Source organism: Neisseria sp. HMSC070A01 (assembly GCF_001810165.1).
Classification (GTDB): domain Bacteria; phylum Pseudomonadota; class Gammaproteobacteria; order Burkholderiales; family Neisseriaceae; genus Neisseria.
Genome location: NZ_KV800119.1, coordinates 276,354 through 296,049 on the forward strand (window position 1 = coordinate 276,354; position 19,696 = coordinate 296,049).

At 49.7% G+C, this 19,696-nt stretch carries 20 protein-coding genes and 2 tRNA genes; 5 read left to right on the plus strand and 17 right to left on the minus strand.

Features of this window, described 5'->3' with window-relative positions:
* Nucleotides 1–266 precede the first annotated feature (266 nt).
* The 12 genes from ubiA to HMPREF2711_RS02610 form a co-directional block, all read right to left on the minus strand.
* The gene (gene ubiA, locus HMPREF2711_RS02555; protein ID WP_003747377.1) at nt 267–1,187 is read right to left on the minus strand and encodes a 4-hydroxybenzoate octaprenyltransferase; all 921 of its coding nucleotides are present in this window, start codon (nt 1,185–1,187) and stop codon (nt 267–269) included.
* A gap of 177 nt (nt 1,188–1,364) precedes the next feature.
* Nucleotides 1,365–1,856, minus strand: a complete 492-nt coding sequence (locus HMPREF2711_RS02560) for a chorismate--pyruvate lyase family protein (RefSeq protein ID WP_003747379.1) — start codon at nt 1,854–1,856, stop codon at nt 1,365–1,367.
* A complete protein-coding gene (bioD, locus tag HMPREF2711_RS02565; protein WP_003747381.1) occupies nt 1,846–2,502 on the minus strand; it encodes a dethiobiotin synthase in 657 nt (218 codons plus the stop codon). Before bioD ends, HMPREF2711_RS02560 begins: the two co-directional genes overlap by 11 nt.
* Nucleotides 2,499–3,788: an adenosylmethionine--8-amino-7-oxononanoate transaminase gene (gene bioA, locus HMPREF2711_RS02570; RefSeq protein ID WP_070615381.1), complete on the minus strand. Its 1,290-nt coding sequence runs from the start codon at nt 3,786–3,788 to the stop codon at nt 2,499–2,501. Before bioA ends, bioD begins: the two co-directional genes overlap by 4 nt.
* Before the next feature lie 55 nt (nt 3,789–3,843).
* On the minus strand, nt 3,844–4,749 hold the full coding sequence (locus HMPREF2711_RS02575) for a DMT family transporter (protein ID WP_003747385.1): 906 nt from the start codon (nt 4,747–4,749) through the stop codon (nt 3,844–3,846).
* 201 nt (nt 4,750–4,950) lie between these two features.
* Nucleotides 4,951–6,153 (minus strand): tryptophan synthase subunit beta, encoded by a 1,203-nt coding sequence (gene trpB, locus HMPREF2711_RS02580; protein ID WP_003747387.1) that lies wholly within the window; start codon nt 6,151–6,153, stop codon nt 4,951–4,953.
* 112 nt (nt 6,154–6,265) lie between these two features.
* On the minus strand, nt 6,266–6,676 hold the full coding sequence (locus HMPREF2711_RS02585; protein ID WP_003747389.1) for a hypothetical protein: 411 nt from the start codon (nt 6,674–6,676) through the stop codon (nt 6,266–6,268).
* Between the two features lie 4 nt (nt 6,677–6,680).
* Complete coding sequence (locus HMPREF2711_RS02590; protein WP_003747391.1) at nt 6,681–7,283, minus strand: hypothetical protein; 603 nt, start codon at nt 7,281–7,283, stop codon at nt 6,681–6,683.
* Between the two features lie 36 nt (nt 7,284–7,319).
* Nucleotides 7,320–7,940 carry a phosphoribosylanthranilate isomerase gene (locus tag HMPREF2711_RS02595; RefSeq protein WP_003747392.1) on the minus strand — a complete coding sequence of 207 codons (621 nt, stop codon included), beginning with the start codon at nt 7,938–7,940 and terminating at the stop codon, nt 7,320–7,322.
* A gap of 421 nt (nt 7,941–8,361) precedes the next feature.
* On the minus strand, nt 8,362–10,587 hold the full coding sequence (locus HMPREF2711_RS02600) for a DNA internalization-related competence protein ComEC/Rec2 (protein ID WP_003747394.1): 2,226 nt from the start codon (nt 10,585–10,587) through the stop codon (nt 8,362–8,364).
* Between the two features lie 168 nt (nt 10,588–10,755).
* Nucleotides 10,756–10,830 (minus strand) — tRNA-Glu (locus HMPREF2711_RS02605).
* A gap of 12 nt (nt 10,831–10,842) precedes the next feature.
* Nucleotides 10,843–10,919, minus strand: a tRNA-Arg gene (locus tag HMPREF2711_RS02610).
* Between the two features lie 115 nt (nt 10,920–11,034).
* On the opposite strand from HMPREF2711_RS02610, the gene HMPREF2711_RS02615 reads away from it, so the two are divergent.
* Nucleotides 11,035–12,426: a 3'-5' exonuclease family protein gene (locus HMPREF2711_RS02615; protein WP_003747397.1), complete on the plus strand. Its 1,392-nt coding sequence runs from the start codon at nt 11,035–11,037 to the stop codon at nt 12,424–12,426.
* 197 nt (nt 12,427–12,623) lie between these two features.
* The gene (locus HMPREF2711_RS02620; protein WP_003747399.1) at nt 12,624–13,415 is read left to right on the plus strand and encodes a Cof-type HAD-IIB family hydrolase; all 792 of its coding nucleotides are present in this window, start codon (nt 12,624–12,626) and stop codon (nt 13,413–13,415) included.
* 64 nt (nt 13,416–13,479) lie between these two features.
* Here HMPREF2711_RS02620 and HMPREF2711_RS02625 read toward each other — a convergent pair whose 3' ends face one another.
* The 4 genes from HMPREF2711_RS02625 to HMPREF2711_RS02640 form a co-directional block, all read right to left on the minus strand.
* A complete protein-coding gene (locus HMPREF2711_RS02625; RefSeq protein ID WP_003747401.1) occupies nt 13,480–13,686 on the minus strand; it encodes a DUF2788 domain-containing protein in 207 nt (68 codons plus the stop codon).
* 88 nt (nt 13,687–13,774) lie between these two features.
* The gene (metZ, locus tag HMPREF2711_RS02630) at nt 13,775–14,944 is read right to left on the minus strand and encodes an O-succinylhomoserine sulfhydrylase (RefSeq protein WP_070615385.1); all 1,170 of its coding nucleotides are present in this window, start codon (nt 14,942–14,944) and stop codon (nt 13,775–13,777) included.
* 144 nt (nt 14,945–15,088) lie between these two features.
* The gene (locus HMPREF2711_RS02635; protein WP_003747405.1) at nt 15,089–15,649 is read right to left on the minus strand and encodes a DUF3465 domain-containing protein; all 561 of its coding nucleotides are present in this window, start codon (nt 15,647–15,649) and stop codon (nt 15,089–15,091) included.
* 121 nt (nt 15,650–15,770) lie between these two features.
* Nucleotides 15,771–16,577: a hypothetical protein gene (locus HMPREF2711_RS02640; protein ID WP_070615389.1), complete on the minus strand. Its 807-nt coding sequence runs from the start codon at nt 16,575–16,577 to the stop codon at nt 15,771–15,773.
* Between the two features lie 167 nt (nt 16,578–16,744).
* On the opposite strand from HMPREF2711_RS02640, the gene HMPREF2711_RS02645 reads away from it, so the two are divergent.
* From HMPREF2711_RS02645 to HMPREF2711_RS02655, 3 genes are all read left to right on the plus strand, one after another.
* Entirely contained in the window at nt 16,745–16,996 is a 252-nt protein-coding gene (locus tag HMPREF2711_RS02645; RefSeq protein ID WP_070588139.1) for an NGO1151 family protein, read from the plus strand.
* A 76-nt stretch (nt 16,997–17,072) separates the two neighbouring features.
* The gene (locus HMPREF2711_RS02650) at nt 17,073–17,876 is read left to right on the plus strand and encodes a basic amino acid ABC transporter substrate-binding protein (protein WP_070615391.1); all 804 of its coding nucleotides are present in this window, start codon (nt 17,073–17,075) and stop codon (nt 17,874–17,876) included.
* Between the two features lie 129 nt (nt 17,877–18,005).
* Nucleotides 18,006–18,245 carry a putative hemolysin gene (locus tag HMPREF2711_RS02655; RefSeq protein WP_070615394.1) on the plus strand — a complete coding sequence of 80 codons (240 nt, stop codon included), beginning with the start codon at nt 18,006–18,008 and terminating at the stop codon, nt 18,243–18,245.
* A gap of 65 nt (nt 18,246–18,310) precedes the next feature.
* Here HMPREF2711_RS02655 and serS read toward each other — a convergent pair whose 3' ends face one another.
* A complete protein-coding gene (serS, locus tag HMPREF2711_RS02660; protein WP_070615397.1) occupies nt 18,311–19,606 on the minus strand; it encodes a serine--tRNA ligase in 1,296 nt (431 codons plus the stop codon).
* Between the last annotated feature and the right edge of the window lie 90 nt (nt 19,607–19,696).

Genomic DNA, 19,696 nt, shown 5'->3' on the forward strand with positions numbered 1-19,696 from the left:
TATCTCTTTTAAATGTCGCAAAACAATGGGATTGTACCGATTGTCGGTGCAAATCTCAATCCTGAAGGCGTAATTTACACTCGTCCCGCTAACATTTTCCATGTTGTTTTTGATATTTTTTAACGAGCCGAAAATAATCCAACCATTTGATTATAATTAATTTAAAGTAAAAATTCCATCATTGGCTAAATCGCGGTTTAAATAAAAAGGAGTATGTCCGGCATACTCCTTTTCCCTTTCTTTTCAGACGGCCCCAGCCTCGTTTTTTAAAACAATTTGGACACCAAAAACAACCAAAAATAATGGCAGACCAATCCGCAAAACCATGCCAAGCCGATGCGGTTGTTGGCCAAAAATGTTTGGAAGCACAACTGACGGTCGCGCGTACGGATGGCGGCATATTGTTGGCACTGCCAATACGCGGTTATCGGCAATACCAGCCAATACGGCCAAGTTGCGCCGATTTTGATACCCAACACCGCCATCAATACCGTAAACCAAAAATGGCAAAGCATGGTTGCGCTAATGTCGTGATGGCCAAATGTGATTGCCGAAGTTTTAATGCCGATTTTCAAATCGTCTTCTTTGTCCGCCATGGCATAAATCGTGTCGTAAGCCAGCGTCCATAAGGCATTGGCGGTAAACATCAGCCACGCTTCGGGAGGCACTCGGCCTTGCACGGCGGCAAAGGCCATGGGAATGCCGAACGAAAATGCCAGTCCCAAATAAAACTGCGGCAACGGGAAAAAGCGTTTGGTAAAGGGATATGTGACGGCCAGAAACAAGGCCGGAAGGCTCATCAGCCAAGTAAAGCGGTTGAGCGGCACCAGACACAAGGCCGCCATCAGACACAGCATGACGGTCAAAAGCAACGCTTCGGTTTTGGAAACCAAACCTTTGGCAAACGGGCGGTTTTTGGTGCGCTCTACTGCACCGTCAAAATTGCGGTCGGCAAAGTCGTTCACGACGCAACCTGCGCTGCGCATTAAAAACGTGCCTGCAGTAAAGGCAATAAAAATATCCGCGTCGGGAACGCCTTTAGACGCAATCCACAATGCCCAATAAGTCGGCCACAGCAAAAGCAGGGTGCCGATGGGTTTGTCGATGCGCATCAGTTTGGCGTATATCACCATCCGTCCGACAGCGTAACGCGGTAAAAATTGTAGGAAAAAGCGCCGTATGTTCATTGGTGTAATGTGTCGTTGTATATGTATTGATGCTGAATGAAAGGCATTTTTAGAGCCTTAGCTCTTATTATAATTTATTGCCGTCTGAAATCAAACGAATCTTAATGATTTAATTTGTTGTATTATAACAGAATTATGACAAATCTCGGCAATCGGTTTTCTTTTCAGACGGCCTTATCAGTATAAATCCATTAATTTCAATAAGAAATATTCTGTTAATTCCAATATTTCGCCGTTCCAATCGAAATACGAACGGCGCGCAGTAACAGGCCGTCTGAAAGACGGATGATCGGCATCTTTAAAACGAAGAAACTCAAAATCCGAACGTTTCAATGGCAATGTACCGTCAAACAGACGCTCTCCCAAAGGCTGCGTTCCGCAATCCAATAATTCAGTCCATAGACGGCTATCCGGCCGGCACGCGCTTCTGGCTTGTATCACTGTTTCGCCGTCCAGTTTGAGCAAAACATCGCGCACAAAGATTTCGTCTCCGTTTTCTGCTCCCTTCGTCAAACCCAAATACACCGGCTCGACTGAAAAATCCTTACCTGAAGCGCGCAACGCAGCGGTTAGCGAAGAAACGGTCAGCAAATGTTCGGCCTTAGACGGCAGAAGACTTGAAGCTTCGGCATATGAACAAAGTGTGCCACGCGGTATATCAAACGCCATTTACCACCTCTGTTTTGGCCAACTCCTGCCATTTGGCTTCGGGAAACTCATCTTTCAGACGGCCTTTAAGATATTCCAAGGTATCGCCGGCAACGGTTTCATCTTTGCTGTCGTGAATATGGTTGAAAATCAGGCTGTGCAAGCTGATACCGTATTGTTTGAGCGCGGCGAAGCTGAGCAGGGTATGGTTGATGCTGCCGAGCCGTCCGCTGGTAACGAGAATGACGGGATAAGCCTGTTGCTGAATATAATCAATGGTTAACAGGTTTTCCGTCAGAGGAACCATCAATCCGCCCGCGCCTTCGATCAATACGATTTCGTATTGTGCCGCCAATTGCTGCGTGGCGGTGCGGATTTTGTTCAAGTCCAAAGCCCTGCCGTCCAGACGGGCGGCGAGATGGGGCGAGGCGGGATAGCTGAAGATTTCGGGCATGGTCAGCCGCTGTTTGTCGGCTTCCTGCATGGGTATGCCCATGATGTTGCGGTGGACGGCGATGTCGTCGGCGATGTTTTGGCAACCGGTTTGCACGGGCTTTTGCGTGATCACGTTTTTGCCCTGCTGCAACAATTGTTTTGCCAACATGCCACTGGCGATGGTTTTGCCGATGTCCGTGTCTATGCCGCTGACGAAGTAAACGCCTTTCATTTGCTGTGTTCCTTCAAAATTTGTACGGTTTTGTCGGCAAGTTCGGTCAAGAGGCCGTCTGAAATGATGTAAGGCGGCATGAGGTACACCAGCCTGCCGAACGGGCGCACCCAAATGCCCTGCGCCACGCAGTCCGCTTGAAAACGCGCCATATCCACGCCTTTTTCCAGCTCGATCACGCCGATGGCACCCAAAACGCGCACGTCTTTCACGCCGCGAATGTCCCATGCGGTTTTCAGACGGCCTTTTAAGATGTTTTCAATGCGGCAGATATTTGCCTGCCAATCTTGGGACAAAAGCAGTTTGACCGAAGCACAGGCAACGGCACACGCCAGCGGGTTTGCCATAAATGTCGGGCCGTGCATAAACACGCCCGCTTCGCCGCGCGAAATCGTTTCGGTGACTTTTTGCGAAGTGATTGCCGCCGCCAGCGTCATATAGCCGCCGCTCAAGCCCTTGCCGATACACATAATATCCGGTACGACCTCCGCGTGTTCGCAGGCAAACATCTTGCCCGTGCGCCCGAATCCGGTGGCAATTTCATCAAAAATCAACACGATATCAAATTCGTCGCACAAATCGCGCAAACCGCGAAGATACTGCGGATGATAAAAATACATACCGCCCGCGCCCTGCACGACCGGTTCCAAAATAAAGGCGGCGATATCCGCATGATGCGCTTCAAACAAGGCGCGGACAGGCTGCAAATCCGCCTCGTCCCACTCATCGTCGAAACGGCTTTTCGGATTATTGACAAAATAACGCTGTGGCAGAGCGCTGCCGAAAATATGGTGCATCCCCGTTTCCGGATCGCAGACGGACATCGCGTTCCAAGTATCGCCGTGATACCCGCGCCGCACCGTCGCAATATTCTGCTTCGCGGTCAAACCCCGCGCCTGCTGGTATTGCACTGCCATCTTCAGCGCAACTTCTACCGAAACCGAACCCGAATCCGCATAAAAAATACGGTCCAGCCCCTGCGGCAAAATCCCAACCAATAATTTGCCCAGTTCCACCGCAGGCTCGTGCGTCAAACCGCCGAACATCACATGCGACATCTGTTTAATCTGCGCCTCAACCGCCTGATTCAAAACGGGATGATTATAGCCGTGTATCGCACACCACCAAGACGACATCCCGTCAATCAGCCGCGTACCGTCCGCCAATTCGATATGCACGCCCTCCGCACGGCGCACCGGATAAACAGGCAACGGGTCGGTCATGGACGTATAGGGATGGAGCAGATGGGTGCGGTCGAAATCGAGCAGGGAGGACGGTTCGGACATATTCTTTTTAAAGACAGATTGACAATTTTCGTTATTATATAACATCTTTACCTTTTCAGACGGCACGTCTTCCATATTGCATCAGCGCCAATCCGATTACGGCCGCCAAACAGCCGGCAACCAAGGAAACATGCAATGCCTCGCCCAAAAACCAAGCGGAACACAAAATGCCGAATACCGGCACCAAAGTGATGTACGCCGCCGCGCTGCCTGCGCCCAAAGTCTTCACGCCCTCGAAGTACCACGCATAGCTCAAGACCGTTGCACCGACAGACAAGCCAATCAAAGCAAACCAGCCCCTGCCGTCCATTTCGGCAAGCATACCAAACGGCAGGCCGTCTGAAATCAGCGCAGGCGGCAGCAACATCATTGCACCCAACCAAGCGGTGGCCACGGTAACCGTCAGCGCGTCAATCCCCTGCAACACCGCCCGGCCTATCATCGTATAAGTAACCAAGCAGCAAAGGCTGCAAAACACCAGCACTTCGCCCCACCCTATGCCGCCGCCCGACAAAAATGCCGCAATCTCGCCATGCGTGACCGCCCATATCGAGCCTGCCACTGCCAACAACATGCCCGACACAATCTTGCCGTTGAGTTTTTCGCCAAACAGCAAAGCCGCAAAAAACATCGTCAACACAGGATTGAACGTGACCAACACCGTCGCCCTTGAAGCAGGAATCCGCTGCAAACCCAGCATAGACAACACAGTAAAACCAAATACGCCGAATGCTGCCGCCAATGCCAAACCAAGCCATTGTTTACGCGACAAAACCGCCAAAGTACGCAACCGATACCGTGCAAACAGCCAACCCAAAAGCAAGATCGCCGCCGTCAAAAAGCGCAGCATACCGCCCGTTAAAGGCGGCAGCGCCTGTCCCAACATCCGCCCCATCGGCCAAGATGCGCCCCAAAACGCCGCCATGCCCAATAGTTTTAGATGGATTGCCAAATGTTTCATAATCACAATAAATGGATAACTTGGATAATCGGTTTAGAAAACGTACAAGCGCAGTTTGGAAGGATAAATTTCCTTAGCCGCCGATACTTGATAGAGTTTGCGCGGATAAAATACTACGCTGAATCATTACGGAAACAAAGGCCGTCTGAAAGACTGAAACCCAGCTTTTTCAGACGGCCTTTACTGCTCAATCAATAAGGCTTACAACTCAATGCCTTTGAGTTTTGCCACGGTATTAATGTCTTTATCGCCGCGACCGGAGAGGTTGACCAAAATCACTTGGTCTTTGCTCATTTTCGGCGCATTTTTTACCGCCCAAGCAACGGCGTGGCTGGATTCCAGCGCAGGAATAATGCCCTCGAAACGGCAGAGCAAGTCAAAGGCTTCGAGTGCTTCGTCGTCTTTGGCAACGGTGTATTCCACGCGGTTGATGTCGTTCAAATGGCTGTGTTCCGGGCCGATGCCTGGGTAGTCTAAGCCTGCGGAAACGGAGTGCGTACCCAAGACTTGGCCGTTTTCGTCCTGCATCAAATAGCTGCGGAAACCGTGCAATACGCCGATAGGGGCTTTGCTGGTAATCGGTGCGGCGTGGTCTGGCGTATCCACGCCCAAACCGCCGGCTTCTACGCCGACCAAACGCACGTTTTCTTCTTCGATATAGGGATGGAACAAACCGATGGCATTCGAGCCTCCGCCCACGCAGGCAACGGCAACATCAGGTTGGCGGCCGATGGCTTCCAACATTTGTTCTTTGGCTTCATTGCCGATCACGCATTGGAAATCGCGTACCATTTCGGGATACGGCGCCGGGCCTGCGGCAGTGCCGATGATGTAGAACGTGTCGTCCACGCGGGCCACCCATTCGCGCATGGCTTCGTTCATCGCGTCTTTCAATGTACGGCTGCCGCTGTCGACGCTGACCACGTTCGCACCCAATAATTTCATGCGGAACACGTTGGGCATTTGACGTTGGATGTCGTCCGCACCCATGTACACGTCGCAAGTCATGCCGAAGCGTGCGGCAACGGTGGCGGAAGCCACGCCGTGCTGACCCGCGCCTGTCTCGGCAATCACGCGTTTTTTGCCCATGCGGCGAGCGAGCAATGCCTGACCGATGGTGTTGTTGACTTTGTGTGCGCCGGTGTGGTTCAAATCTTCACGCTTCAGCCAAATTTGTGCGCCGCTCAAATGCTCGGACAATCGCGCGGCATGGTAAACAGGGCTGGGACGGCCGACATAGTGTTTCAAATCATGGCGGAACTCTTCCCAAAATGAAGGATCTTCTTTCGCCGCTTTATAGGCTTCTGCCAATTCTTGCAAAGCAGGAATCAGGGTTTCGGAAACATACAGACCGCCGTGTTCGCCGAAAAAGCCGTTCTCGTCGGGAGCGTGATAATTTTTCATGGGATTTTTCCTTGTTCGTTTTATGGTTTCAGACGGCCTGATTCAGTAAAAGGCCGTCTGAAAGTAAAAATTGTCAGCAATTATAGCCGTTTTCCATTCATCTTGTCGGCAACTAATTGAATAATAATATCAGCAGACAAAATAGGAACAACAGCGTACTGCTCGATGTTGCAAGCAATGCCGCACCCAACGGCGGCGCAATATATTTTTCTTCGTTTTTGTTTCTCAGGCATATTTTTAGTGCCAACATTCCCAGCCACAATGCCAGCAACCAACAACCCAGAAAGTTAAGCACAAGCAAAGCAATAATCAACTCATTGGTATTTATGGTACTTGTGTTCAAAAATATCCAATTAAGGCCGTTAACAGACATAATGACTGCAGATATTTGTATCACATACAAAAGCGTTCCGCCCAATAATATCTTGATATGCCATTGTTTGGCCTTCAGCCACACTGAGACGACATTAAAAAGCCACCACAAAGCCATAAACGTCATTAAAGAGATTTCATAACGGTCCATCGTCCTACTCCTGAAAAACAGTCAATCCAGCCGTTTCAAAAAAAGCCCGATACGCCGCCACTTTTTTCGCCAAACTCAAAGGATAGGCACGCGAAGTCGAAGGCAGGCGCGTCAAGGTCAACTCACGCCCCGCATAGGGAAACGGTACTGTTTCGCCTGTCTTCGGCATTTTCATGCCGCTGCCTTGAATCTCCAACAAAATTTCGGTTGCCTTACCGCCGGTGGTGCAAAGATGGCAGCACTCGGGCATTTGCGCCAATACTGCCGCCAAATCGACGGTTTCTATCACTTTTAAAAACTTATCCGAAGCATTGCCATGTTCGCGTATTGCCTTCAATACGGTCGGACAGGATGCAATGCCCTTCTCACTTAAAAACGCTTTGATTTTATCGGCATCAAACGCCTTTTCGCCCTGCTTTTGAAAATGCGCCGCATCGCCGAAAAACACCAGCCCGTACACGCGCCACATATCGTTTTGAAAATTCGGATAATGAAACTGCATCGCGTGTTTTTCTTCTTTAGGCGGAAACGTCCCCATCATCATGACCGTTGCCTGCGGCGGCAACAAGGCTGCGAAGGGGTGGGACTCAACGATTGGCTCTTGCATATCTGTATTCCGGTTGCTTTGAATTCAAACAAAATTTCAGACGGCCTTTACTGCCTGAATAAACGCCGCCATTTTCTCTCTGCTCTTAACCCCGCCGGAGATTTCCACGCCGCCGGACACATCCACCGCCGCCGCGCCACTGATTTTCACCGCTTCGGCAACGTTTTCCGCAGTCAATCCGCCGGCAAGTATCCACGGTTTGCCGATATTGCCGTGCAACATGGTCCAGTCGAAACTTTGTCCCGTACCGCCGTATTCGGTCGGATGATAGGCATCAAACAACAAGGCGCGGGCATTCGGAAATTTGGCACAGGCCGTCTGAATATCGGCAGCGGACTGTACACGCACGGCCTTCAAATACGGGCGGTCAAACCGACGGCAAAAATCATCGTCTTCATCGCCGTGAAACTGAATCACATCTATCGGCACCTGACGCAAAATCTCACGGATGGCTTGCTCGTTTTCATTCACAAACAAGGCCACTACCGATACAAACGGCGGCAGGTTTTTCACAACCGCCTGTGCCTGCTCAATACTCACAGCCCGTTTACTCTTGGCGTAAAACACCAGCCCGATGGCATCCGCACCCAATTCGGCCGCAGCCAGCGCGTCTTCAGGTCGGGTAATACCGCAAATTTTGGTGCGTATGGTGTTCATGGCGATGGCCTTTTTAAACAGATGGGGCGGATATTATATAGTTAACAAACACAAAGTTTAAGGCCGTCTGAACATGAAATATCAAGTTCAGACGGCCTTAAACTTCAAAACAACCATCAGCCGATAATATTGGCGGCCGTCAGCTGCGCAGCGTCTTCGTTGTAGAAGCGCAAGAACTCTGTGCTGCCTTAGGCTCTGCTTGATATACAGAATATCATACCGATAATTACTAATAACTTTGTAATTATTTTTCTCTTTTCTATTTGCCTATTATTTAATCAAATTTAGTTTATTCTTTATTATCAATAATTAAACCAAACTATCCACAATTGGATTCACACAAAATTTGGATAATGCCCGTCAATAATAAAAAAATATCAAGGCCGTCTGAAAAAGTCTTTCAGACGGCCTGTTATCCTTTTTACTCAAACGGTTTCTTCTGCCAATAAAACTTATCCTTTTTTAGGCGGCCTCGGAACACATCATCTTGCCCCAAAACAAACACCAATGCGCCTGACAAATCTGTTCTCAACAAAGTAATGCCGTGCGCACGGACACGATTTTGTACGGCAATGGTCGGATGTTTGTAGGCATTGGCATAGCCGCTGGATGCCACGGCATATTGCGGCGAAACCGTATGCAGAAAGCTGCCTGACGAAGCCGTGCTGCTGCCGTGATGTCCCAATACCAACACTTGGCTATACAACGCATTGCCGTATTTCTCAATCAAACCGGCCTCGCCCTTCACGCCCAAATCGCCGGTTATCAACAAGGCTTGGCCGTTTGCCACGACACGCAATACGCAGCTTTGATCGTTATCTTCCTTACCCGTATTTTCAGACGGCCTGAGCAACTCGAAATCTACGCCGTCCCATTGCCATTTGTCTTCTTGGCAAAACTCTGCATTCGGATAAAACTCAGGTTGTCCGGCAAGCAATTTATCGGTACCAACAGCCGCTACACTTTGAAAACCGCCGTCATGGTCAATATCATGGTGCGACAAAATCAAGCTGTCCAAACGGCGCACACCCATCGCGTTCAAACTCGGCACAATACCTGTTTGCGCCACTTGCTCCGTTCCCGTATCAAACAAAAGATTGCGGTTGCGCGTTTGTATCAACACCGACAAACCTTGCCCCGCATCCATCACCGTAACTCTTGCCACCCCCTCCTCCAACTTGGCAGGATGGTAAAACACAAAACCCAATAAAACCAAACATGCCCAAGGTTTCAAGCCCATTCCTTTAGGCAGCAATAACAGCAAAGCCGCCATCATCGCCAACACCAGCAAAGGCACGGGCGTCGCTGCAACGGCAAATTCAGGCGATACCGTAGCCAGCCATACCAAACCGCGTAAAGTATATTCCGCCAAAAATGCCGCTACCAACTGGACAGGTTCAAACGGAAAAACTGAACCCAGCAAAGCCAACGGCGTCAACACCCAAGAAAACCAAGGAATAGCCAGCGCATTAACCAAGGGACTGAGCAAAGGTAACGAAGCAAACAAATAGCCCAGCAATACCACCGACAATACCGTCGCCGCCCATTGTCCCCGTACAGCCAAACGCCAGCCCGACTCTTTCAGACGGCCTGATGAAACCCAAATCAAAGCAGCAACCAAGCCGAAAGACAACCACGTTCCCACACCCAATACGGCCAACGGGTCCAACAACAAAACAACGGCCAAAACCTGCCACCATGCCGCCCAACCCGAGCCGCTACTGCCGCGCCACCATGCCCACGCAAACGAAGCCAACATCAACACACTGCGTTGCGTCGGTACGGAAAAACCGGCCAAAAGCGCATAAAACAAAGCCCCGGCAACACCGCCGGCCAATATCCACACACGCGGTTTCGCCGGAATCCACGGCAAGTAACGGAAAACCCGCTTGATCAGCCAGGCAAACAATACCGCCACCATCGTTACATGCAAGCCCGAAATACTGACCAAGTGCGTCAGCCCCAAAGGACGGAATGCCTGCCACAAAGGCGGCCGTAACGCCGATTGCTCACCAATACTCAAAGCACGCATCAACCCTATGCCGTCTGAAAACTCAGGATATTTGTCCGCCGTTCCCTGCCAACTTCGGCTTACCGCATCACGTATATTAGCCAAACCGAAAGCACCGCCTTGCCGCACAAGTTTCCTATCGCGCCCCAAAGTACCCATGCCGTCGATACCATTGGCCAAAGCCCATGTTTCACGGTTCAAACCGCGCACATTCACTTCACCGATTACCGGCCTTACCCGCGCCGACACAGACCACCGACTGCCCACCGTCCAATCGCGCCGCTGATAATCTGACAACATCAAATCAAAAGCCTGACCACGCTCATCCCAAGCCCTTGCCGCAAACTGCACGCGCCGACCATCATCACGCGGCATATCCGCCACTTCAACCGTTAAAACTTTAGCCGCCACCTCCCCTACAGGCCATTGATCGGCCAAAACCAGCCCGGTCCGCCACACACCAAACGCCATGCCCATGCAGACGGCCAGCGCCAACCAAGCCACAGCAAATCTTCGACACAACGCAAGCGCACCCATCATTACAGACAACCAAGCCCACCATGGCGGCACAAACGGCAACGCAAACGAAAGCACTACCCCAACCACCCAAGCAGGCAACACAAACCGCCACGCCATGAACGTTTCCCTTAAATTATGATTATTAGATATGTAATAATAAATGCTTTTAGTAGATTATGACAAATGTCGATTAACCGTTATCAGATAAAAGATATGCTTAAATTATTTCAAAGCCGATAGACGCAAAAAAGCGCAATCTGAAACAGATTGCGCTTTTTTATAAACTGGCACGCCCACGGGGAATCGAACCCCGGTTACCGCCGTGAAAGGGCGATGTCCTAACCGCTAGACGATGGGCGCGGAGATTTTCTGTGGCGCACCCGGAGCGATTCGAACGCCCGACCCTCTGGTTCGTAGCCAGATACTCTATCCAACTGAGCTACGGGTGCATCAAGAAAGATTCGAATTATAGAGAGTGGACTGTTTCCTGTCAAGCGTTTTATTTGGAAAACTTGCAGACAGCGTGTAAAATGCGCATTTGCTATTGAATTTACAGAGAATAAAATGTCAGATTTCGCACGCTGGCCGCTCTTATCCGAAGCATTTTCCCGTTTGGGACGGCCTGTGGTCGTGGTGGATTTGGAGACGACCGGTGGAAATTTCTATCAAGACAGGATAACGGAAGTCGCCCTTGTTCGTTTTGAGCAAGGACGCGCCACACATTACGAGCAATTGGTCAATCCTTGCCGCAGCATTCCCGAATTTGTTGCCAGGCTGACCGGAATTCATGATGAAACGGTGAAAAACGCGCCTGTCTTTGCCGATATTGCAGCCGATTTGTTGCCACTGTTGCAAGGTGCAGTGGTTGTTGCCCACAACAGCCGCTTTGACTACACCTTCCTGCGCCACGAATTTGCCCGTATCCATACTGACTTTGCCGCACCCTCGCTCTGTACGGTTCAACTGTCGCGCCGCCTGTATCCTGAGTTTTACAAACACAGCCTCGACAGCATTATCGAACGCACCGGCATTCAGACGGCCAACCGCCACCGCGCCATGACCGATGTTGTCGCATTGTGTGATTATCTCGAATTAAGTTTGACAGAAAAAAATCACCAACAATGGGATGAACATGTCCGTGTGTTGATGAATCCGAAAATGTTGCCCACTTGGCTGCCTGATTCGCTCGCCCAACAGCTCTATACCCTGCCCGACAGTTACGGCGTATTGGTTTGGTTTGACCATTTCGGCAAAGCTCAGGCCATTGAAGCACACGAACGCGCATACAGTGAAACCGCCACCCTGCTGCACAGCAAAAAACTGCCGCCGCACATCAAAGCCGCAGCCTCCATCCGTTTTATTCCGGCAGTCGGTCAGCTCCATACATTATGGCTCAAAGCCCAGACCATGCAGGAATACCAACTGATGCCGTCTGAAAAATCCACATCGTTTTCAACCGTCCGCTTTATCGCTGATGAACACGGTAGCCTTCAAGCACGCATTGTCTTGTTAAATAGCGGCACCAGAAACTGGCGTCCATACGGTTTGTTTGCCCACAAAAAAGCAGCCAAACGCGCTTTGGCGCAATGGTCGCAAGAACACAGACTCTGCCCGGATTCGCTCAATATTTTGCCGACCAGCTACGCAAAGGGCGAACCCTGCCCTGTCGAGGCTGTCGGAAAATGCAACGGCAACTGCCGCCAGCCAAACGGTATCAAACATCAAAACCAACGCATTACCGAGCTTGCCGCCCTACTCCCTGTAACCGATTGGGGCAAAGCGCACGAAATTGAAATTACCGAAACCGACCCCCTGACCGGAAACAGCATTACCCTGCTCTGCGCCGGCGGTGCGTTGGCTTTGCCTGACGGCAGCTGGTATTTCGACAGCAGCCTGCCTATCGTGATTAAAAACAAATTCAGGCAAGACAAAGAAAATATCCGTCTGATTGCTTAAAACAAGGCCGTCTGAAAACCAAATTTTCAGACGGCCTGATGTGGATAACTTTCCGCTTTATTCTCAACACAAAAACTGCCTAAATTTTAATCAGAACTTATTTTTATAATAGCAATCAAATACTAAACCAATTTATACACAAGCTGTTCACACAATTTTCAATGAAAGCTGTGTATACCCAGCCCAACGAGTAAACCATGAACAACCCTGCAATCATCTTCTTTGACATCGACGACACCCTCTACCGCAAATACACGGATACCTTGCGCCCTTCGGTTGCCCAAGCCATGCGCGCATTAAAAGCCAAAGGCATTTTGACTGCCATTGCCACCGGCCGTCCGGAAGCCGCCTTTCCCACCAAAGTCAAAGCCTTGATTCAAGAATGCGGCATCGACATGCTCGTTACCATCAACGGCCAATATATTTCCTTTCGCGGCGAACCCCTGCAAAGTTACCCGTTGAATATTGCCGACATCGAAACCGCCATCAACCTGCTTGAACAACACAAAATAGACTACGCATTCGTCAACAACCAAGAAATTGCCGTTTCCTCCCATTCGCCGCGCGTTGTCGAAGGCTTATCACATATCTTGCCCAACTTCCTGACTGACAAAGAATATTTCCGCAAACAGCCTGTTTATCAAATGTTGGTCTTTGTGGATGAGGAAGAAGAAAAAATCCTGCAACCGCTGATTCAACAACACGGCTTCAAATCCGTCCGCTGGCATGAATATGCTGTGGACCTGCTGCGCAAAGAAGGTTCAAAAGCACGGGGCATCGCCCACGCAGTGGAAAAACTGGGAATTGATATGAGCAAAGTAATGGCGTTCGGCGACAGCTTCAACGACTTTGAAATGCTGTCAACCGTCGGCTTTGGCGTTGCCATGGGCAATGGCGAAGAAGCGGCCAAAGCCGCCGCACAATTCGTCTGCCCAAGTGTCGATGAAGATGGTGTATTGCGCGGCTTGCAAGAGTTGGGCGTAATTTAATTATCAAATCAAAAGGCCGTCTGAAAATGTTCAGACGGCCTTGTTCTATCTATAAACTTCCTGCTTATTTCGGCAATACCAAAAAGCTAATCAGCAATTCTTTGAATACAAATCCAAACACGCCCAAGCCCAAAACCAAGAAGAGCATGGCAATGCCGAATTTGCCGGCCTTGGATTCTTTACCCAAGTTCCAAACGATAAAACCCAAAAAGATAATCAGGCCGGTGAGGAGGATCTTCATTGCCCACGAGGCGAATTCTGCTTCAGACATTATTTTTTCCTTTTATTCTTAAGATGTGTGTTTGATTGCTTTCAGACGGCCTATTAAATTTTAAGGCCGTCTGAAATTTGTTTTTAGATTATTTGTTCAATGCTTGTTGCAAATCATCAATCAAATCGTCGATGTGTTCCAAACCGACAGAGAGGCGGATCAAGCCCGGGCGGATATTGGCGGCGAGTTTTTCTTCAGGCTGCATCCGGCCGTGCGTGGTTGTCCACGGATGGGTGATGGTCGAGCGCACGTCGCCGAGGTTGGCAGTACGGGAGAAAAGCTCCACACCGTCCACGACTTTCCATGCAGCTTCTTGGTCGGCGACTTCAAAGCCGATAACGATGCCGCCGCCGTTTTGCTGTTTACGGATAAGCTCTGCCTGCGGATGGTCGGGCAAACCGGTGTAGTACACGGCTTGGACTTGCGGCTGTTGTTGCAGCCATTGGGCGATTTTCAGGGCGTTGTCGAATTGTTTTTCCATACGCAGCGACAGGGTTTCCACGCCGCTCAACAACTGCCATGCGTTAAACGGAGACATTGCCAAACCGCAAGAGTTGCAATATATGGCAACTTGCGTCATCAGCTCTTCCGAACCGGCCAATACGCCACCCATCACGCGGCCGTGGCCGTCGATGGCTTTGGTTGCGGAAGAAACGGAAATATCCGCACCGTGTTTCAAAGGCTGCGAGCCGACGGGCGACAAGAGGCTGTTGTCCACCACTAAAAGCGCGCCGATACTGTGCGCCAGTTCAGCCAGCGCTTCCAAATCGGCAACTTCGCCCAATGGGTTGGACGGAGTTTCCAAGAAAAACAGTTTGGTATTGGGCTTGATGGCCGCTTTCCATTCATCTACATCAACCGGCGATACATGGCTGACTTCGATGCCGAACTTGGTAACAATGTTGTTGATGAAACCGACGGTCGTGCCGAACAGGCTGCGGCTGGAAACAACGTGGTCGCCTGCTTGCAGGAAGGTAAAAAACGCCGCCTGAATTGCGGACATACCGGTCGAAGTGGCTACCGCGCGTTCCGCGCCTTCCAATGCGGCAATGCGTTTTTCAAAAGCGGCAGTAGTCGGATTGGCTGTACGGGTATAGGTAAAGCCTTTAATTTTTTTGGAAAACAAATCTGCCGCATGTTGCGCGCTTTCCCACATGAAGCTGCTGGTCAAAAACAGCGCCTGATTGTGTTCGCGATATTCGGTCTGCTCTTTGCCGCCCCGGATGGCCAGCGTTTGCGGATGAAGTTTTTTGTTCATTTATTCTCCAATCTACTGTGTATTCCAATGGACGGAACAATATTTTTCCGTCTGTTTAACTTGTTAACATTTTGCGCCGATTTCTACCATCTTTCAAGCCGAAGGCCGTGTTTCAGGCCGTCTGAAAAAACAGGAAAACCGTTTTTACTGATAAAGGCGGCCGTCGTGTTTCAACCAGCCGTCAGTATGCCGGCCTGACGGGTCATGGTGCGTCCAATGGATAACGCCGCCCTGCTCCGACCATTCGTATTCTCCGTAAAACGCTACTTTATCGCCTTTTTTCAAACCCTTAATCTTATCGGCAAGGTCGATATTGTGGGCCACCAAAAGCGTCTGGCCGCTGGAGAGCTTCAAGATAAAGCGTTGGTGGCGCGTGCCTTTGTTGTCATCCGGCAGGGTTTTCCATACCGTGCCCTCGCCCTCAACCTGAATATCGCTTTGTTCGTTTTCAAACGCCTGTTTCAAAACCGCTTCTGCCGATTGTTTGCCCGAACCGGTTTGCTGTTGAGCCGTATCGGCATTTTCTCCGCCCGCATTGTTTTGTTTTTGAACGGCTTCTATTTTCTGCTGATGCTGCGATTGTAGCGGCTGCTTGTTTTGCATTTTTTGATAGGCAAATACGGCAACCAAAGCAATCAGCAATACAATGATTTTGTTTTTATTCATAACAATCTCAAAAAAAATGCCCGATTCTGCATCGGGCATATCAACTATTTAGAAAGGATATTTATCACGAAAACGTGAGCCGCCATTATACACGCTTCGCAAAATTTTAAGGGAAATTTATGCCAAAGGCCGTCTGAAACTTTTCAGACGGCCCGGATACTCAGCGGCGGTATTTCATTTCAACCTTCATATCGTCCAGAATACGTTTGACATTGTGTTCCAATACATCTTCCACCAAACCCGGCGCCTGCTCGTTGAGCATTTGCTGCAACTGGTAAGTGAACACGGCCATTTGTTTTTGCACGGCAATCCGAATCATGCCGTTGACCGCATCGGCCACATGGGGGCGTAAACGTTTAATCAGACGCTCGGTCAAATCTTTTTCAGAAACGCAGAATACTTCCCGACGGCCAATCGCCTGTGGGTTCAAAACATTAATATGGACATTGACGGCCGGTTCTTTTTCAGGTTCAAGGCCGTCTGAAACCGCCCCTTCAGCCGCTTGCGCATCATCATTTTCCGATTTTTCAGTTTCTTCCACTTCAGGCACATCAAAATCTACGGCACCCGATTTCGGATTCAGTCTGACGGTGCGCGTCGATTCGATATGACGGTCTGAAGCCGCAGCCTGCAACGCCGATTGCGCGCTTAACCAGTTGTCCTGCAAAACCACCATCGCATCAGTTTCCACTGCCTCGCCCTCGTCGGCAAGGGCAGTATTGTGTTCCAACTGCCAGCGGTACAAATATTCTTCCAATACTTTTTCACGATTGTCCGCATCTAATTTATATTCTTTTTTAGGCGCGGTTTTGGGCGCGACATCGACAGCGTCGTCCGATTTTTTGACCAATGGCGCATGAGTCGGCGCAGTATTGAATTGTCGTGCCTGACGCAATCTTTCCAAGCGTTTTTCCCAATTCAGGTCTTCTTCCTCGAGGGCTGTGGGGTCAAGACGGTTGTTTTCCATAATAATCTCGTTTTTTCATTTTTATTGTGAACCGTATTTCAAACCTAAAATCACTTGAAATACGGCCGATGGTTGGACATATCCGGCAAGCCGGCGCAAGCGTCACATTTTAATATTAATTCACTATATAATCACTATTTTATTTAATACACCCTCAAGGATACATCATGAGCAGCATCGAACAACGCCTCGAATACTTGGAAGAAGCCAACGACGTTTTGCGTATGCAAAACCATGTCCTCGCCACCGCCCTCAAAGGCCTCATCCGTTCCCTGCCCTCCGACATGGCCAACGATGCCGTAGAATCCATCCAGCTTGCCTTTGAAGACGCGTTGGCGGAATTGAGCTACGAAGACAGCCCGCACACCGACCTCTTCCATGACGTAACCTACGCATTTTTCCGAGAAAAAGACCACTGATTTCGGCTAGCATGTTCGCAAAATTATGCTAAACTAAGATTTTATCCGTTAACATTTTATTAAGAAAGCACATATCATGAACATAAAAAAATGGCTGGCCACTGCCCTTGCTTGTTCCGCCCTTGCCCTGACTGCCTGCGGCGGTCAAAGCAATAATGCCTCTGCTCCTGCCGATAAAGTGTACCGTGTCGGCTCCAACGCCGAGTTTGCCCCATTTGAATCTTTGGATTCTGCCGGCAAAGTAGAAGGTTTTGACGTAGATTTGATGAATGCCATGGCCAAAGCCGGCAACTTCAAAGTCGAATTCAAACACCAGCCATGGGAAAGCCTCTTCCCTTCTCTGAACAACGGCGACGTGGACATTGTTATGTCCGGCGTAACCATCACTGACGACCGCAAACAAAGCATGCTCTTCAGCGATCCATACTTTGAAATCACCCAAGTTGTCCTCGTTCCAAAAGGCAAAAAAGTAGCTTCTTCCGAAGACCTGAAAAACATGGCCAAAGTCGGCGTGGTAACCGGCTACACTGGCGACTTCTCCGTTTCCAAACTCTTGGGCAACGACAATCCAAAAATCGCCCGCTTTGAAAGCGTTCCTCTGATTATCAAAGAATTGGAAAACGGCGGTCTGGACTCCGTCGTCAGCGACAGCGCGGTTATTGCCAACTATGTGAAAAACAACCCGACCAAAGGCCTGGATTTCATCTCCCTGCCTGACTTCACCATCGAAAACTACGGTATCGCTGCACGCAAAGGCGACGAAGCAACCATCAAAATGTTGAACGATGCGCTGAAAAAAGTACGCGAAAGTGGCGAATACGACAAAATTTACGCCAAATACTTTGCTAAAGAAGGAGAAAAAACCGAAGCAGCCAAATAATCTGGTTTGACTTCCTAAACTAAAGGCCGTCTGAAAACTTTTCAGACGGCCTTTAATCTGGTTAACGCCATTAAACGCAAGCGCCCCCTATAATCCGCTTGTTTTTATCCTTCAAATGAAAGACACGCCATGATCAAACCCCTTATCCTCAGCCTCGCTGCCGCAACTGCTTTGGCCGCCTGCTCCGCTTCTGAAAAACCAGAACCCTCCAACGTCAACGTAGCCAATCCGGCTTCCGAGTTCTGCGTCAAACAAGGCGGTAAATCCGAAATCAAAAAAGACAAAGACGGCAACGAATACGGCGTGTGCCACTTGCCTGACGGTAAAGTCGTTGAAGAATGGGAATATTTCCGTCAACACAACAAATAATTGCTCAATCATATAAAAGGCCGTCTGAACCCAAGTTTCAGACGGCCTTTTCATTTAAACAGCGATTATTTTACTTCCAATTTGGTCACGCCGCCCATATACGGTTGCAACGCAGCAGGAACATTAATGCTGCCGTCGGCATTTTGATGGTTTTCCAATACTGCCACCAAAGTACGGCCGACTGCCAAGCCTGAGCCGTTCAAAGTATGTACCAAACGGTTTTTACCGTTTTCATCTTTGAAACGCGCTTTCATACGGCGTGCTTGGAAATCTTCGCAGTTGGAGCAGCTGGAAATCTCACGATAAGTATTTTGCGCAGGAACCCAAACTTCCAAGTCGTAGGTTTTGGTTGCGCCGAAGCCCATATCGCCGGTGCACAAAGTGATCACACGGTATGGCAGTTCCAACGCTTTCAAAATATTTTCAGCGTGGCCGACCATTTCTTCCAGCGCTTCGTATGATTTTTCCGGATGAACGATTTGCACCATTTCCACTTTGTCGAATTGGTGTTGGCGAATCAAACCGCGCACGTCTTTACCGTATGCGCCTGCTTCGGAACGGAAACATGGGGAATGCGCAGTCAATTTCAACGGCAAATCGCTGCCGGCCACGATGCTGTCGGCAACGGTATTGGTCAGCGTTACTTCAGCGGTCGGAATCAGATATTGCGTTTTCTTGCTCTCGTCGCCGCCGCGGGTAACGTGGAACAAATCTTCTGCAAATTTAGGCAGTTGGCCTGTGCCCTGCAAAGTGGTGTCATCCACGATATAAGGCGTGTAATGCTCGGTATAGCCGTGTTGCAGCGTGTGCGTGTCCAGCATGAATTGCGCCAGCGCACGGTGCAGACGGGCGATTTGGCCTTTCATGACTGTAAAGCGTGCGCCGGAAAGTTTCGCGCCGCCTTCAAAATCCAAGCCCAAAGGCTCGCCCAAATCAACATGGTCTTTGATTTCAAAGTCAAATTCGCGCGGCGTACCGACTTTGCGGACTTCAACGTTTTCAGTTTCATCTTTACCGGCAGGAACGCTTTCGTGCGGCAGGTTCGGAATGCTCAGCAACCAAGCATCCAATTCTTTCTGAACAGCATCCAAATCAGCGGCAGCCTGCTCCAAATCCGCCTTGATTTGGGCAACCTGATCCATTGCAGCTTGAGCCTCTTCGTGTTTGCCTTGACCTTTCAACGCACCGATTTGTTTGGAAATACTGTTGCGCGAAGCCTGCAACTCTTCTGTTTTCACTTGAACAGCTTTGCGTTGCTCTTCCAAAGCATTAAAACGCGCGGTATCAAACTCATAACCGCGTGCGGCCAAACGTTCGGCAACTGCGGCGGTATTGCTGCGGAGCAATTGGATGTCTAACATTGTTTTCTCTCGTTTAGATTCAGAATGGCATTATTGTAAACCAATTTAAAGATATTTTCACAGCGACAGGCCGTCTGAAAACAAAAAACG